The organism is Paenibacillus sp. GYB004, assembly GCF_036577605.1.
Taxonomy (GTDB): domain Bacteria; phylum Bacillota; class Bacilli; order Paenibacillales; family NBRC-103111; genus Paenibacillus_AB; species Paenibacillus_AB oceani.
The window spans coordinates 14,212-30,798 of the sequence record NZ_JARBDB010000071.1 but is presented as its reverse complement, the minus strand read 5'-3'; the positions used below and the strand labels follow the sequence as shown (position 1 = coordinate 30,798).

The following is a 16,587-nucleotide window of genomic DNA, read 5'->3' as shown; positions in this document are numbered from 1 at the left end:
CCCGTTGAGCCGTGGGATGGTGAACCCCCAAGGAAAAAGTGGAGTATACGTGCAGTAGAAAAAAACACTTGGAGAAAAGCTCCAAACGTTTCTTCTGTTCCCGTATGCCCAAAATCGGAAAAACGATGTCTAATGAGCTTACTTCCAAACAACAACCACTATTTCAAGGCGGAGGAATCCTGCGAATGAGTGAGTATACTTGAGATAAACCCTTAAAACCGAGGGACGGAGACGATAGCTCAATCGTTAAACAACGGCAGTCGGCTAAAAGTTCGGCTGCCGTCGGTGCGAACGGGCAGTTTCGTTCCGAGTACAAGGTTGTTTCTGTCAGTTTGGTTCTTCCTCCCCCCAGCTCTTCGAACGTTACCGTAATCAGGCCGACGGCTGGAACGCCTTCGAATTCGTACGTTTGGACAAGTCGTTCAGGCGATGACACTTCGTGGAAACCCCATTATGTGCGTACTCGTTTCCGGCTGGATCTCGCTGAATGTATCTCCAAATGCCACCTTTCTTTGCGTTCAAGCTGTCCACGATCGTAGTCATGACGCTAGGCCCTCATCCGTTACTCGCGTTTCGCTTTGAAACTCGCCGGAGGGATGCCCCAATATTTGCTGAACGCCTTGGAGAAATTTCCGGCATCCTTGAAGCCGCAGCGGGAAGCGGTCTCGTATACTTTATGGCCGGCGCTCAGCAGTTTCTTGGCCTGCGTCATTCGAATCGCCATGACGTAGTCGGAATAGGCGGCTCCTGTTTCTTTCTTGAATAGGCGGCTCAAGTGAAACGGGTGCAGGGCGAATCGCTCGGCCATCGTATTCAAGGACAAGTCTTTGTCCGGCTCCCGCTCAACGATGGCGATCAGCTCGCGGACGACCGGATGCTTTGCCGCAGGGCGGCGCTCCATGGTGAGCCGAACGAGCCGTCCAACGAGCTGCTGCAACAGTTCATAGCCTTGCTCGGACGATTGGAGCCGCGATAGCATAGTTGTCATATCCGCCGCTCCGCCGAGTACGTCCTCGACGGTCCATCCGCGCCGCTCTGTATGTTGTACGATCAGGATGCAGGCATTCATGACGTGCAGCGGCCAGGCCGCGCCAGACGATCCGGTCTTCATTTTCTCCTTCCACCATGCCGAGAGAGCCGATTCCGCCGTGTGCACTTCGCCCGTATCCATGGCGGAGACGAACGCTTCATCCGTTCCGTCTTCCCTTCTTCCTCCATGGCCGTTGTCGACCGCCTCTGTCCCGGAGCGATTTACGGCGGTGGGAATACGCTTCGGCGGATGCACGATTTCGACGCACACATCCGGCTCCCTTGGCCCGGCCTCTTCCACATGCAGTCTCACCGTACTAGTCACTCGGTCGTATCGCCAACTGCGGAACGGATCCGTCTTGATTCTCCTCGTCCAATCCGGACGACGCAGACCGTCCACCCGGACAGCCGCCGGCTTGCGGTCCGTATGGATGATCAGCTCGTAGCTGCGGTTGTGAACGATGCCGGAATAATCTCCCTCGCGCCGTGCAATGTACACGGTCGTCGTTTCATGATCGGTTTTACACGACATTTTTGTTCGGGCGAAACGTCCCTCCAAATAGTCGAAGGTGGTTCCGTCGTCCTCGTATAAGATAAACTCGCCTGGAGGGCCGGGGTAAATATCCAGTGTTACCGTCTCTATCCGCAATTGGCCGATATAATCTAACGGCGGCCACATCGGAATGATCGCCCCGGAGCGCACGAATAGAGGGCCGCCCGCCCCCGCAGGAACGGTATAGGTGATCCATTGCGAACCGCTGTAACACTTCCCTGTCCAGTAATCGATCCAGTTCCCTTCAGGCAAGTATACTTGATCGGTGTACACGGCAACGAGCAGGAAATCCCCCAGCATGTATTGTCTGCTTAATTCCCGGCAATTCCGGTCATCGGGGTACAGAAGAGGCATGGCACGGGCAATCGGCATGCCGGTTCGGGCGGCGACATGCGCAGTGGCATACAAGTAGGGAAGGAGACGATAGCGCAGCCGGGCATACCTCTGGAATAGCTCGTGCAACGGCTGCTCCAGAAAATCCGGATGATGAAAATGATCTTGGCTGTGGATCCGCGACCATGCGAGCAAAAAATCGGCATGAATGCCCTCGCGGGTAATCAGGTGCATGTTCGTCGACGTGTTGACGTGTCCGGATAGCCCGTAATTCAATACGGCCGTGATCGCATGTCTGGCGTTATAAAATGTACCCGCCGTACTGGCGACAAACTGCTGCATGCCCAAATAGCCTTTCTCCATATGGATGACCGGTCGGGTATTCGTCTGCTGGCGGAAGCCGACATGCATCTGTTTGCCGAGCAGAACCGGATACAAATTGTGAAGCTCCGCGCTCGTCATGCCGTTGCCCCATATCCGGTCGGGATGGCTAAACATCGGGTTTTTCAAGAACAGCACGAAGCCGGAGATGCCGTCATCGACAAACTTGCGCAAATGATCGTACCACACCTCTTCCGAATCGCTGCGCTCCCCGTCCACAATTCCCTCGCTCATCCGTTCTTCAAGAAGGGTTAGATCGTAATCGCAGCCCAGAGTCAGACTAAGCTTGAAACCCTGCTTTTGTAGGATGCCGATAAACGAGACTTGGCGGAGAAGGTCGTTCGTGCTAATCGGGAACCGTTCCGGATGCCAGTGTTTCGCGGTCGAATAGACGTTGTCCGTCTCCATCCAATCCGCACTCAATCCGATCAGGTCGCAGGGCGTACCGGACCGGCGAAATTTGATGGCGTCGTCGAGCACATCCCGGGCGCTCGACTGTACTTGCGGGCAGAAATTCAGCCCGTACATCCAGATCGGCAGCAGCTGCGGTTTTCCCGCTACGTCCGTATAGGCTTCGAGCAGCTCGGCGTACCCGGTTCCGACGAAAAGAAACAGATCCAGTTCGCCCGACGGCCCTTCTATGCTTAGAATGTCATCGGTCGCTGCACCGATGTCGAATGTATGCCGCCACGTTGTATTCACCATGACGGCCCATCCTCTGGAGCTCATCAGAAATGGAATGGGCGCGCTCGTCCACAGATCCTTCTGCGCCCACATCGGTACGCACAGGCCTCGTCGATCCAGCTTTTCGGGAACGACGTTGCCGAGCCCGTACAAGGATTCGTCGGCATCCAGCGAGAAGCGTGCTCCAAAACCCGATGCCGAGCCGGACCAGGGCGAGCAGCAGGTGTGCAGCCGCTCTTTTCCGTCAGGACCGTACAGTCGAAGCTGCCCGTCCTTCATGTCGATTTGCAGCGTGGCTCCTCCGGCTCGAACGACCGTGACGTTGCCGTCCTCCATAAAGCGGCTTTCATCTCCCGTTTCGATGTTGGCGTTTACAATTCGATACCTTATCAAAGGAGATTCCGGGAAATGCCCCGTTTCATTCATCCGAATCCGGAAGGTGGAGTCGGCTACCGCCTCCGCCAAGATCCATCCCCCGTTCCCCAGCGAAATCCGGGTATCCGTCACTCTATCCATCTCCACGCCCCCTGTGATATCCATTGATTCCATGATAACATTTCTGTCCTAAAAATGTTATTAAATCACAAGAAAAACGCTTCCAAATCAATTATCAATTCACATGAGCCCGTTATGATATGCCATATACGAGATCGATCCACATCTTCTATACTTGGCTTACCGGGGAACAAAGACATCGATTACCATGTAGAAGCTCAAAGAATAAAGAAAAAGGGGGAGGAAGCAATGCTGCAGGATTGGGAGCAATTTCGAATCCGCTTTCAGGATGTGAAGATCAATTGAGGGACTTCGTGTACAGCTGTTACAGCCGTTCTTTGAAAGCGCTCGCTATCGGAAATCAAGCTCGTGATGCGGTGGGGAATACGGAGCAGTTGGAAACCCGTCGCCTGCATATGTGTGAGCTGCTGCCCGCCGGAAAAGGCGGTCTGCCGCCCCGGGACACGCCGCTTCGCCCGGGCACGACCGGAATTGGCGAAACGACATGTTATTAAATTCCAACAGGGGGTATGTACTCATGTTCAAAAAAACAACGGGAAGTTTGGCTGCGGCTGCCGTGTTAGGTTTGTCTTTGGCAGCCTGCGGCGGCACTGCCGACAAAGGGGCGTCATCCGCCCCGAATAACGAGGCGACGACGCCTCCCAAGCAAGCGGAGCCGGTCAAGCTGGTCATGCTGCAGGACGGCGCAACGATTACAGACGACGAGTTCAAAAACTTGATCGCCGCGCCGATTCACGCCAAATATCCGAACATTACGGTAGAGATGCGCAGAAACACGGCGGGCGATAAAGGAATCCAGGACTTGATCGCGGGGGGAGATTTTCCGGATTTCATTTTTACGACCTACCCGAGAATTACGCTTCACCGGGATTTGGGAACGCCCCATGATTTGACAGAGCTGGCCAAGGCGCACAACATGGATCTCGGCAAATTCGATCCGGCGGCGATGGAAACGTCGAGGGTATACGGCGGCAAGGACAAGTTGTACGCGATTCCGTTCTCGCTTAATTTCTTTGCTCTGTTCTACAACAAGGATTTGTTCGACACGTTCGGCGTCACTTACCCGACGGACGGGATGACCTGGGATGATGTGTACGAAGTAGCCCGAAAATTTTCGCGCGTGGTGGACGGCGTCCAGTACAGGGGTGTGCATCTTCCGGGTCTGCTGGACATGAGCACGCAGCTTACGCTACCCTACGTGAGCCAAACGACTGGCAAAGCGAACGTGGAAACGGACGGCTGGAAAAGACTGTTCGCGATGGTCAAAAAGTTCAACGACATTCCCGGCAGCAAGGGCGGCACGGTCAACCATTTCCTCAAGGACCAGACGGTGGCGATGTCACCCGGCTACGACGTGCGGATCACCTCGCTGGAGGCGTTAAACCATACGCCGCAGCAGTTCAATTGGGATCTCGTCCAGTTTCCGAGCTACCCGGATTTACCGAATGTTGCGGGTGCCTCGTCCGGCCATTTCCTGATGCTTTCGGCTTTGAGCAAGCATAAGGAAGAAGCGTTTCAGGCGATCGACCTGCTGACCGGAGCGGAAACGCAAAAATTAATTACGAACAACGGCAGGTTCACCTCACTGAACGACCAGGCGCTGAAAGAAATGTACGGCAACAATATCAAATCGCTTCAGGGGAAAAACACGAAAGGCGTATTCAAAAGTAAATTCGCTCCGCCCTATGCGCCTTCGAAAAACGACCCGCTGGTTCAGCCTTATTTGAATACAGCGATGACCAAAGTGATCAACGACGAGACCGACATCAACAGCGCGCTTCGCGATGCGGGGGAAGCGGCCAATCGGGATATCGCGGCCAAAAGCCAATAGATAGCTCCTCGAAGCTTCGAAGCCGTGAATATAAGGGGACAAACCAAACAAGAAGTGATTCATTCATCGAGTTTGTAAGCGGTTACGATATTATGGAGGAGGGAAAGGAATGAACGATTTAACGATTAGCAGAAGAAAACTGTTGGCTTCGATTGGAACAGCTGGAGCGGTATTGGCGGCAGGTGGAATAGTAAATGCGGGTGCGCCGGTTGCTTTAGGGCAATCGGACGTGACGGATAGCGTATACGGTAAAGTCAAAGATGACAAGGGTGACGGCAAGTTCCACTGGAAAGACTTGGATCCGATTGATTTTTGCGTCAAGGTTACGCTTGCAGAGCTTAGGGGCGGCGCCGATGCCCGTCCGGAGGACGCTTACTTTGTAGTTGATGCGGGCCAAGAGGGCTTTTTCCTATACGACGAGACAGACGGCTCTAGTCCGGACAATACCGGTACGATCGTCGTGACTACCGGCGGCAAACGGTTCAAACGGGTGCACGAAGCCGGCATGGTCAATGTAAAATGGTTCGGGGCGAAGGGCGACGGGGTGACCGACGATACGCAGGCGATTAACAATGCGATCGCCGGCGGGAACGTCACGGCCTACATTCCGCAAGGCGTCTACCTGATCGATGCGGACGCATCGGGTATCGGGGATTTGTCCGCCGGCATCGAGGCGAAGGATAATACGACAATCGTTATAAGCCCGCAAGCCGTGTTAAAAGCAAAACCGACGTCCGCCGGACGGTATTATGTCATCAACATTTTCGGCAAGCAAAATGTAACCATAGAGGGCGGCGGGAAAATTATCGGCGAGCGGGAGGAGCATACAGGGACGACCGGCGAGCACGGGTACGCCATCGGTATCGGCGGCTCGACGCACGTGCGGATTCGCAACCTGTACCTGGCCAATTGCTGGGGTGACGGGGCGGTTGTCGGGCAGGACCACGTAAAAACGGGCAGCAGGGATGTCGCTTTCGTCAACGTACGCTGCGACAACAACCGCAGGCAGGGCGTCAGCGTGACATACGGCGAGGACGTGCTCTTTGACAGCTGCACGTTCGAAAATACGAGAGGTACGCTACCCCAATGCGGGATGGACATCGAGCCTGACACAGGCGGGATTTGCCGAAAGGTGACAATCGTGAACTGCCTGTTCCAAAACAACGCCAATTACGGCTTGAGCTTGAACGGGAGAGTCGGTACGATCGAAAACATCGTCGTTGATTCGAACCGGTTTGCCGGCACGGAAACGGGCGCGTTTAACTCGGTTTGGAACGTCAATAACGTAACTTTCAAGAACAACATCGTTGACGTGCTGTATACGTATCAGGGGGCCGTCTACATGTCGATTATTAAAAATCATTTGGTCGAAGGGAATTTGATACGCAACCCGAACGGGGTCGCCATCGACGTGAAAATGTCCTCGGGCGTGCAGGTAGCCAACAACCTGTTTACGAATGTGAAATCGACCAGCGTGCGTATGGCGACGGTTACCCATTGTCAGGTCTTTGGTAACTGCATTGACGAAAGCGGCAATACCGGCGGGGCGGATATATCTCTAGGTACGGCGTCGAGCTTCAACAGCATCCAGGGTAACATCATCCGCAATCGGTTGAAAAATGCGGGCACTGCCACGGCGGGCGGCGTGAATTCGATTACGCTGGCGTCGACGGCGTCCGCGGGATCGGGCGAATATAACGGGATGCTGCTCTTTATCGTGGCGGGAACGGGGATCGGGCAGAAACGAAATGTTGCCTCGTATAACGGCACCACGAAAGAAGCTGTCGTGACTACAGCCTGGACGACCGTTCCGGACGCGACCTCGAAGTATGAAGTCCGCAACGGGTCGGACCATGCGATCAAAGTAAACGCAGCCGTAGACAGCTACAATCGGATTCACGGCAACCAACTGATCTTCGGGACGAGGTTGCAAAGCTCAACCGGCATTGTCGATTCGGGGACCGGCACGGTCGTAAACGACAATACGTATTTCGATCCCGTTTAAGCTTCACGCGGGGAAGCGGGCGACGGAGATCTGGAGAACAAGAGATTCCAGTCAGTTTTAAGACAGATTGGCAGGCTCAATATGTTACCGCTTCGCGAACTCACTTGCACAAGCAATGAACTCATGGTCACTCCTGACAGTGGAGTGGCTTCTTTGTTTTTTATGGATGGAATATGCTGGTTTTACCATTGTCTGGAGGCCCCTCGAAAAGGGGGCTTGGTACTGGGACAAGATTATGGTATATGTAACATATTGGAATAAACTCAGCTTTCAGAGAAACAATTTGGAAGAATCGCTCCAAAGCAGGGGGTAACATATGAGTTCCATTCTAAAAGTTATAGAAAAGCTTAAGTTGAACGTCTTGAATATAGAAGATGTTCCAGAGTCCTTTAGTTCCGATGTATACAAACTTACTCTTGCCCGTGGAGAAAACGTTTTTGTAAAAATTCCATTTAACAAGGATAAACTATTCCGTGAATTTCAGATACTTGAAACATTAAAAGATGTAATACCTGTTCCTAAGGTATTGGACATTTGGTATGGGGATGAAACTATTACGGGAGCATTGCTTCTTTCAGCCATCCAAGGTGTGCCTTGTACAGGAGTCATTGATGAGAAACTCTCTTTTCAAATTGGCATGTATCACGCTAAGCTCCATGAGGTTAAAGCTCCTGGGTATGGTTACCATCTAACCGATGGTTATAAGTTACTTGAGCAAAATAATTGGAGATTACATATCCAAAGTAATTTTGAAAAGTGGAAAGAGCCATGCAAAGAAATTCTCGACCCAGAATTGTATGAAAGATGTATTCTTCACTTTGATCGAGTGTTCTCTGCTTTACCGGACCCGGACGGACCCTGCATGGTTCACATGGATTTTAGGCCAGGCAATATATTGGTGAATGGTAACGAGGTTGCCGGCATTATTGATTTCGAGAGTGCCCGTGGCGGATCGTCGGAAATCGATTTTACGAAAGTCAATCGATATATTTGGGAAGTCAATCCGAGGACAAAGATACCGTTCATTGAAGGTTATCAATCGATTCGACCTATGTTGGCTCTGGAAAGAGCGCTGCCGCTTTATGATATTTACGATGCTTTCAGCTCAGTTGTTTGGTGTAAAAACAGAGGAATTGAAAAAAATCAGACGTTCCTTCAAGAAAATATTGCTATTTTGAGGAATTCAGTGGGTTATTGAGCATAGTGGTTTAGAACATATTAGCGTTTTTAGTATATTGTGATATAGGAAGGAAGTCTCCACTACTGGATATTAGGCAAAGGGACATTTGTTTTTATCGTTCATTGTCGAGTAAGATGTAGATATATTTAATTTTGTATAAATTGCATAATCGAGAACAGGTGTCTGATCGGCGAGCGTGCTTGTCGTTCTGACTTAATAGGGAAGTCCGGTGCAATACCGACGCGGTCCCGCCACTGTAACGGAGGAGCAGGCAGCTCAACCAGCCACTGATCTACATGGATCGGGAAGGCCGCTGCCGAGTGACGATTCCGGAGCCAGGAGACCTGCCTGTTCTGACAGCACTGCTGTACCTACGGGAGATAGGGAGGTGTTAGATGAACCGTCATAATGTAGATTATGCAGGCGTCTTTCCCTATGTTTTTTTTCACAGGGAAGACGCCTTTTATTGTTGTTAGCAGATGCGGCACGAGCCGATACCATGTTTCATAGAGTAGCCCATATATGAAAGACAATGTTTATCTCATTGTTTCTGAATGGATCAAGGAGCATCCGTATAGGGTCGCCAATGCAGGACAGGTAGCGAGTGGAGTTGCGGATCGGGCAATTGCTAGAACGGGTGAAACGGAGCAAATTCTGGAGTGAAGGGGGATTCCAATGACCTTGCAGCAATTGAAATATATTCTGACCATCGTTAGTTGCGGCTCCATAAGCGAAGCGGCAAAGAGGCTGTTTATTTCGCAGCCAAGCTTGTCCAACGCGGTGAAAGAAATCGAGATGGAAGCGGGTATTGAGATTTTCCTTCGATCGTCCAAGGGAATCGTGCTATCAAGCGACGGAGCGGAGTTTTTATCCTACGCCAGGCAAGTCGTGGAGCAAGCCGAGCTTCTCGAGCAGCGGTATATGAATCGTAAGCCTTCGAAGAAACTGTTCTCGATCTCAACACAGCATTACGCCTTCTCGGTACAGGCTTTCGTCGGTCTGCTGAAGGAGCTTAACGTGGATGAGTACGAGTGTACGCTGCGCGAAACACGCACCTACGAGATTATCGAAGACGTACGGAATATGAAAAGCGAGCTCGGAATCATTTATATGAGCGAATTCAACCGAAAGGTGATTCAGAAGATATTAAAGGACAACGAGCTGCGATTTCATCCGCTGTTCCAAGCGGAAGCGCACGTATTCATCAGTGAGGAGCATCCGCTTGCCTCCAAGTCGCTGCTGGACATCGAAGATTTGGATGACTTCCCGTGCCTGGCCTTTGAGCAAGGCGAATATAATTCCTTTTATTTCGCGGAGGAAATACTCAGCACACGGACGTACAAGAAGAAAATATTGGTCAGTGACCGCGCCACGTTATTCAACCTGCTGATCGGGCTCAATGGTTATACCATTAGCTCGGGCGTACTGAACAAGGATCTGAACGGGGAGCAAATTAAATCCGTACGGCTGCGCACGGACGAGAGCATACAGGTAGGTTACATCGTGAATCCGAAGGCGAGCTTGAGCCAGCTGGCCGCCGCCTACGTTCTGAAGCTCAAAACAGTCATTACGGATTTCGGCTATCCGATCATCAACCAAGAGGATGAGCTCGCTTGAGCCCATCCTCTTGTCCGTTATTACAATGTTGCTCTTACTTCTTTGGCTGCTTGGACAAGGTTCTTCAAGCTGGCCCACGTTTCAGTGACACCGCGGGTTTTAAGTCCGCAGTCCGGGTTAACCCATAGCTTGGAGACCTCGATCTTGTCCAGCATGCGATCAAGTCCTTGTTTCAGCTCTTCGACGCTTGGAATCCGAGGGGAATGGATGTCGTATACGCCTGGGCCGACTTCAGTACGGAAACCGCACTCATTGATTGCGTCGATGATGGCCAAGTCGGAGCGCGATGCTTCGAACGTGATGACGTCGGCGTCCATCGCATCGATATCGCGAAGGATATCGTTGAACTGGCTGTAGCACATATGGGTATGAATTTGCGTTTCGGCTTTGACGCCGCTATGCACGAGTCTGAAGGCAGGAATCGCCCAGCTCAAGTACTCGCTCTGCCAGTCCGAATGACGCAGCGGGAGCTTCTCTCTTAATGCGGCTTCATCGATCTGGATAATCTCGATGCCGTTGGCTTCAAGATCGAGTACTTCGTCACGAATCGCAAGACCGATCTGAAGAGCGCTTTCCTTCAGGCTGATATCTTCGCGGGGGAACGACCAGTTCAGGATCGTAACCGGACCCGTCAGCATGCCTTTGACCGGCTTGTGGGTACGGCTCTTCGCGAACGCCGAGTATTCTACAGTAATCGGCTTGCTGCGACTAATGTCGCCCCACACGACCGGCGGTTTTACACAGCGTGTCCCGTAAGACTGCACCCAAGCGTTCTCCGTGAAGATGAAGCCGTCCAAGCATTCGCCAAAGTATTCGACCATGTCGTTGCGCTCGTATTCACCGTGAACAATGACATCAATCCCGATTTCTTCCTGTTGGACAATGCAATCTGCGATACGTTCAAAATTGAATTGCTTATACTGCTGCTCGGTGATGTTGCCTTTCTTGAACGCTGCGCGGTTTGCGCGGACGTCAGCTGTCTGAGGGAACGAACCAATCGTCGTCGTAGGTAACGGCGGCAGATTGAATTTCGCTTTCTGAATCGTTTCCCGTTCAGCGAAGGCAGGCAATCTCGTGAAGTCGGCGTCCGTCAACTCCGCCACTCTCTTCTGTACCGAGTTGTCGTTCGCGAGGCGGGATGCGCTGAACAGCTTCTCATTCTCTGTATACAAAGCGGAGGCTTCGGGACTTGCTTGCTCCAGAATCGACTTGAGTTCTGCAAGCTCGCGCAGCTTTTCTTCCGCGAACGTGAAATATTGCTTATTCGCCGCCGTCAGCTTCGTTTCGTGCTTAATCGTGTAGGGGACATGTAGCAGCGAGCATGAAGTGCCGAGCACGACTTGGCTTGCATGCTTGCTAATCTCGCGAACGAGGGCAATCGTCTGCTTGTATTGGTTTTTCCAGATGTTCTTGCCGTTGATTACGCCGGCGAACAGCACCTTGTCGCTTGCGAAGCCATGTTTGCGCACGAGGTCCAAAGACTGCTTGCCCTCGAGGAAATCGATGCCGATCCCGTCAAACGGCAGCGCTTGAAGCAGCTGATAGCAGTCGCGAACGTCTCCAAAATACGTCTGTGCGACAACTTTTACGCTGCCTTTGGCGGACAGAATACCGTTATAAAGCTCCGTGAACAGTGCGATATCTTCCGCAGTCAAGTCCGTTACCAATGCAGGCTCATCCAGTTGAAGCCATGCTGCGCCAAGCGTATTCAATTGGTTCAGGACAGCCGTATAAGCTTCGACAACCGCAGGCACGAAATCCTTCGCTTTCTTCGAGCCGGTGAATTTCGCGAGCTTGAGCAGGGTGAATGCTCCGATCAGCACAGGCTTGGTTGCGATGCCGAGCTGTTTGGCTTCCGTAAATTCGTCGAATAGCTTTGATCCGGCCAAACGGATGCTTGTCGTATCGTCGATTTCGGGCACCATGTAGTGATAATTCGTGTTGAACCACTTTTTCATCGCCAGCGCTTTAACGTCGCCTTTGTCGCCTTGATAGCCTCTCGCCATTGCGAAATACGTCTCCAGCGGGCTTAGGCCGAGCGCTTGGTATCTTTGCGGAACGATCCCGAGCAAGCAAGCTGTGTCGAGCAGTCCGTCGTAGAAGGAGAAATCGTTGGACGGAATGAAATCGATGCCATTCTCCTGCTGAAGCTTCCAGTTGGCCGATCTAAGCTGAACCGCCGTTTGTTGCAGTTCTTCGACGGGAAGCATGCCTTTGAAGTATTTTTCCGATGCGAATTTAAGCTCTCTTAGCGCTCCGACTCGCGGATAACCGATAATGGATGTTTTCAATTGTAACAGCTCCTTGCGTGAATGTTGGCTTTAGTATAGAGCGCGGAAGCTGCTATCGGGAAACACAAAAAAGCTATATCCAGGCATAGTTTTATTCTATGGTCCAAACGGGAAGCTTGTCATATCAATATATTGATGGAAAAGGATCAAAAGGACAATTAACATACTGTATATTGGAATATTGGCGTACGTATGCTATGATGATTGTACTTCATTTAAAATACGAATATCGGTCAGGTGCTGACGCCATGAAGACATAGGATTCTATGTTGGGGTGTGCCGATGGCACAAGGCTCGTTATCTAAAACTAGAGTCGAATGATGTCGGTGGCCGCGCTCTCATCCCCGAGGGTGCTTTTTTATTCGACCAAAACGAAACCGGAGGAGAATCGGTATGAAACTTTATACGAAAACGGTATGTCCGAAATGCATGTGGATCAAATCTGAAATTGCGCGTTCTGGTCTCGCAGTCGAGATCGTCAACATCGATCATGACGAAGATGCGCGTGAAAGATTACTAGAAGCGGGAGTCACGAGCTTGCCGGTTATGGAAGCTGGCGGCGAGTTTATTTTCGATACGAGCGAAATGGTCAAACTTATGGAGCAGGTGAACGTATGATCGCTTTTGCGAGCCGTACAGGTAATGTCCGGTATATTGTTTCGCGGCTTCGGTTGCCTGCGATCGAAATCGAAGAAGACCGTATGCTTGCGGAGCCTTTTTTGCTGTTTACATATACGGACGGCCTAGGAGAGATCCCGGTTAAGGTGAAGCTGTTTCTCGAGAGGAACGGCAAGCTTTGCCGCGGCGTCATCGTGAGCGGTAACAGCAACTTCGGCCATAACGTGTTCGGCGGAGCCGGCGATTCGATCGCGCGGCAGTTGAATGTCCCGCTCGTGCGCAAGATCGACATGCGCGGCTTCGCGGAAGACTATGAGGCCATTCACGACTATTACGAGCAATGTTTCCGAGAGGAGCACGTCGGATGAAATCCTATTTAAAATTGAACAACGAGATGCTGAATCAATACAGCCGGACGGGAAAGCTGGATCTCGCCAAGGATAAAGAGGCAACGCGCCGCTACTTTTTAGAGCACGTCAACGCGAAGCTGCGTTACTTCATCGATACAAGAGAAAAAATACGTTATCTCGTCGACGAGGGCTATTATGAATCCGAATTTTTGGAGCAGTACGACATGTCGTTTATCGAGCGGCTTTACGACAAGGCTTATGCTTACGGATTTCGGTTTCCTTCGTTCATGAGCGCGAGCAAATTTTATGAAAGCTATGCGATGAAAAGCAGGAATGGCGAGGAAATTCTGGAGAAGTATGAGGATCGAATCGTCATTACCGCGTTGTACTTGGCGCAAGGGGACGAGCATCTGGCGGAGCGCGCGGTAGAGGTCATGATGTCGGCGTATCAGCCGGCAACGCCAACCGCACTCAACAGCGGCAAAAAAGCGCGCGGAGAGCTTGTCAGCTGCTTTAAGCTGACAATGGACGATTCGATGAACAGTATTGCCGAGAATATAGGCTATTGCCTGGAGCTGTCCCGCTTAGGCGGCGGTGTCGGGGTAAACGTGACCGACCTCAGACCTCTCGGCGATCCGATCAAAGAGATACTGAACCGCGCGAGCGGCGTCATGCCAGTCGCGAAGCTGCTCGAGAATTCGTTCTCCTATTCGAACCAATTGGGCCAGCGCAACGGCTCCGGCGTAATTTACCTGAACATTTTCCACGCCGATATCGAGAACTTCATTTCAGCCAAGAAGCCGAACGCCGATGATAAAATCCGCCTTGCGACGTTGTCAACTGGAATCATCGTTCCAAGCATCTTTTTCGAGCTGATGAAGCGGGACAAGGACATCGTGCTGTTCAGCCCGTACGACATTTACAAGGAATACGGCAAAAGGATGTCCGAAATCAGCATTAGCGAAATGTACTATGAGTTCTTGGACAATCCGAACATTCGTAAGATCAAGCGGATCAATGCGCGCAAATTGTACACAGAGGTCAAGAAAGCGCAGTTCGAATCGGGTTATCCGTTCGAGGTGTTCGACGATCATGTGAACGAGAAGCATCCGCTGCGCAATCTAGGACGGGTGAAGATGTCCAACTTGTGTACGGAAATTTTGCAGGTTCAATCGACGAGCGTTATTCATGACCACGGCACGGAGAATGAATACGGCTTAGACGTATCCTGCAACCTGGGTTCCCTTGACATTCATAAAGCGGTGCAAGAGAACGATTTCGAACAATTGATCGACACGTCGATGCGCCTATTGACGAATGTGTCCATGATGACGGAAATCAAGAACGTTCCGTCGGTAGCAAAAGCGAATCGCCTCATGCATTCGGTCGGCCTTGGGCTGATGAACCTGCATGGTCATCTGGTCTCTCAAGGAATATTGTATGGCTCGAAGGAGTCCGTTCAGTTCCTGGACGCATTCATGGAAGCCGTCAACTATTACACGCTGCTTGCGTCCATGCGGATTTCCCAGGAGAAGAAAGCAACGTTCCACGGTTTCGAACAGAGCGACTACGCGAACGGTACTTATTTCGATCCATACGTGTCCAAAGAGGTTATCGAGCTGCCGGAACAAGTGAGAAAGGCGCTTGGCAACGTTCCGGTGATTACGCAAGAGATGTGGTGCGCCTTGAAGGAACAGGTCATGGAACACGGCTTGTTTAATGCCTATCGCCTCGCGATCGCACCGACCGGAAGCATCTCTTACATCCGTAGCAGTACGGCTTCGATCGCGCCATGCACGGAGAAGGTGGAGATTCGCGATTACGCCGACAGCCGCACCATCTATCCGATGCCGTTCTTGAACAACGACAACATCTCCTTATATAAAGAAGCTTATGAAATCGACCAGTATCAAATGATAGACCTATACGCAGCTGCTCAGCGTCACATTGACCAAGGGATATCGATGACCTTATACGTGACCGACCAATGGACGACCGAGCAATTGGCCCGCCTGTACATCTATGCCTGGATGAAAGGGATCAAGACGGTGTACTACGTGCGTCAGCGCCTGCAAACGATCGAGGAGTGTGTTTCATGTTCGATTTAAAAACATTCGAAGCCGTTAACTGGAACCGCAACCAGCATGAGCTGACCAAAGTGTTCTGGGACCAGCAATGGAAGCAGATCTGGTTCCCGGAAGAAATCGCGGTCAGCAAAGACATCAAGCAATGGCAGGATTTCGCGCATCAGGATACCTATAAGAAGGTGCTCGGCGGGTTAACGCTGCTCGACACCATTCAGACCAATATCGGAATGAACGAAATCGCCCGTTATGAGCCGAATTTGCAAGAGAAAGCTTTGTACACGGTGTTCGCTTCGTTCGAAGCCATTCATGCGAAATCCTACTCCTACATTTTCACAACCTTGTGCACGAACAGCGAGATCGACGCGATTTTCGACTGGGTCAAGCGCAACGAGTATTTGCAATATAAGGCGAAGCGAATCAGCGACGTCTATCTTTCGATCAAAGAAGGCGACGATGTCTCCTTGTGGAAGGCGATGTTCGCGTCGGTCATGCTCGAGTCCTTCTTGTTCTACTCCGGGTTTTTCTTCCCGCTGTACTTGGGTGGACAAGGCGTCCTGCGGAACAGCGCGGAAGTGATATCGCTCATTCTCCGGGACGAGTCCATTCACGGCGTTGCAATCGGGTATTTCGCCCAGCAGCGTTTCAAGCAGTTCACGGCGGAGCAGAAGGAGCAACTGACGGTCTGGGCCTACGAGTTCCTGCTCGAGCTTTACCACAACGAAGTAAGCTATACGAACGACTTGTATGCGGAAACCGGACTAAGTCCTGATGTCAAAAGCTACGTCCGCTATAATGCGAACAAAGCGCTTATGAATATCGGCTTTGAAGTCATGTTCCCGGATGAGGAAGTGAATCCGATCGTCATGAACGGAATTCGGAATGAGGGCTCGACATATGACTTTTTCTCACAAAAAGGCTCCACATACGCAGTAGCGAAGGTGGCTCCGATCACAGACGATACGTTTCGATTTTAATACGGGGCACCCTTGTGATGAGGGTGCCTTTCATTTCGCCGTTTGACCTGTTAGAGAGAGATGAAGTGCATTTCGATCCTGAATAAGGAGCCTCAATCTTGGAAAATCTTGAATCCTCAGCTTTAGCTTGATTTTGTT

The 16,587-nt window shown here is 51.4% G+C and carries 12 protein-coding genes and 1 riboswitch; of the genes, 9 read left to right on the top strand and 3 right to left on the bottom strand.

The genetic code is table 11. The features are described 5' to 3' along the window. Positions 1-189, top strand: a 189-nt coding sequence (locus tag PV433_RS32155) for a hypothetical protein (RefSeq protein WP_332076050.1), incomplete at its 5' end; no start/stop codon positions are given. On the opposite strand, the gene PV433_RS34280 is transcribed toward PV433_RS32155, so the two are convergent. Continuing rightward, positions 164-436 carry a hypothetical protein gene (locus PV433_RS34280; protein WP_442951602.1) on the bottom strand — a complete coding sequence of 91 codons (273 nt, stop codon included), beginning with the start codon at positions 434-436 and terminating at the stop codon, positions 164-166. The two genes, PV433_RS32155 and PV433_RS34280, sit on opposite strands and share 26 nt — an antisense overlap. A 126-nt stretch (positions 437-562) precedes the next feature. Then, entirely contained in the window at positions 563-3,496 is a 2,934-nt protein-coding gene (locus tag PV433_RS32150; RefSeq protein ID WP_332076049.1) for a TIM-barrel domain-containing protein, read from the bottom strand. Between the two features lie 517 nt (positions 3,497-4,013). Here PV433_RS32150 and PV433_RS32145 point away from each other — a divergent pair. From PV433_RS32145 to PV433_RS32130, 4 genes are all read left to right on the top strand, one after another. Beyond that, positions 4,014-5,327, top strand: a complete 1,314-nt coding sequence (locus PV433_RS32145; RefSeq protein WP_332076048.1) for an ABC transporter substrate-binding protein — start codon at positions 4,014-4,016, stop codon at positions 5,325-5,327. Between the two features lie 109 nt (positions 5,328-5,436). Then, the gene (locus PV433_RS32140) at positions 5,437-7,332 is read left to right on the top strand and encodes a right-handed parallel beta-helix repeat-containing protein (protein WP_332076047.1); all 1,896 of its coding nucleotides are present in this window, start codon (positions 5,437-5,439) and stop codon (positions 7,330-7,332) included. Between the two features lie 316 nt (positions 7,333-7,648). Next, a complete protein-coding gene (locus tag PV433_RS32135) occupies positions 7,649-8,530 on the top strand; it encodes a phosphotransferase family protein (RefSeq protein WP_332076046.1) in 882 nt (293 codons plus the stop codon). A 142-nt stretch (positions 8,531-8,672) separates the two neighbouring features. After that, a riboswitch (cobalamin riboswitch) is annotated at positions 8,673-8,878 on the top strand. A 309-nt stretch (positions 8,879-9,187) separates the two neighbouring features. Further along, positions 9,188-10,129 carry a LysR family transcriptional regulator gene (locus PV433_RS32130; protein ID WP_190929638.1) on the top strand — a complete coding sequence of 314 codons (942 nt, stop codon included), beginning with the start codon at positions 9,188-9,190 and terminating at the stop codon, positions 10,127-10,129. A 20-nt stretch (positions 10,130-10,149) separates the two neighbouring features. Here PV433_RS32130 and metE read toward each other — a convergent pair whose 3' ends face one another. Further along, the gene (gene metE, locus PV433_RS32125; protein ID WP_332076045.1) at positions 10,150-12,420 is read right to left on the bottom strand and encodes a 5-methyltetrahydropteroyltriglutamate--homocysteine S-methyltransferase; all 2,271 of its coding nucleotides are present in this window, start codon (positions 12,418-12,420) and stop codon (positions 10,150-10,152) included. A 393-nt stretch (positions 12,421-12,813) separates the two neighbouring features. Here metE and PV433_RS32120 point away from each other — a divergent pair, with 393 nt between their 5' ends. The 4 genes from PV433_RS32120 to nrdF are packed head-to-tail and all read left to right on the top strand — an operon-like array spanning position 12,814 to position 16,449. After that, positions 12,814-13,038, top strand: a complete 225-nt coding sequence (locus PV433_RS32120) for a glutaredoxin family protein (RefSeq protein WP_332076044.1) — start codon at positions 12,814-12,816, stop codon at positions 13,036-13,038. Further along, the gene (nrdI, locus tag PV433_RS32115) at positions 13,035-13,406 is read left to right on the top strand and encodes a class Ib ribonucleoside-diphosphate reductase assembly flavoprotein NrdI (RefSeq protein ID WP_190929641.1); all 372 of its coding nucleotides are present in this window, start codon (positions 13,035-13,037) and stop codon (positions 13,404-13,406) included. Before PV433_RS32120 ends, nrdI begins: the two co-directional genes overlap by 4 nt. After that, on the top strand, positions 13,403-15,496 hold the full coding sequence (gene nrdE, locus PV433_RS32110; protein ID WP_332076043.1) for a class 1b ribonucleoside-diphosphate reductase subunit alpha: 2,094 nt from the start codon (positions 13,403-13,405) through the stop codon (positions 15,494-15,496). The genes nrdI and nrdE overlap by 4 nt, the downstream gene beginning before the upstream one ends. Next, entirely contained in the window at positions 15,484-16,449 is a 966-nt protein-coding gene (nrdF, locus tag PV433_RS32105) for a class 1b ribonucleoside-diphosphate reductase subunit beta (protein WP_332076042.1), read from the top strand. The genes nrdE and nrdF overlap by 13 nt, the downstream gene beginning before the upstream one ends. The last annotated feature ends 138 nt before the right edge of the window (positions 16,450-16,587 follow it).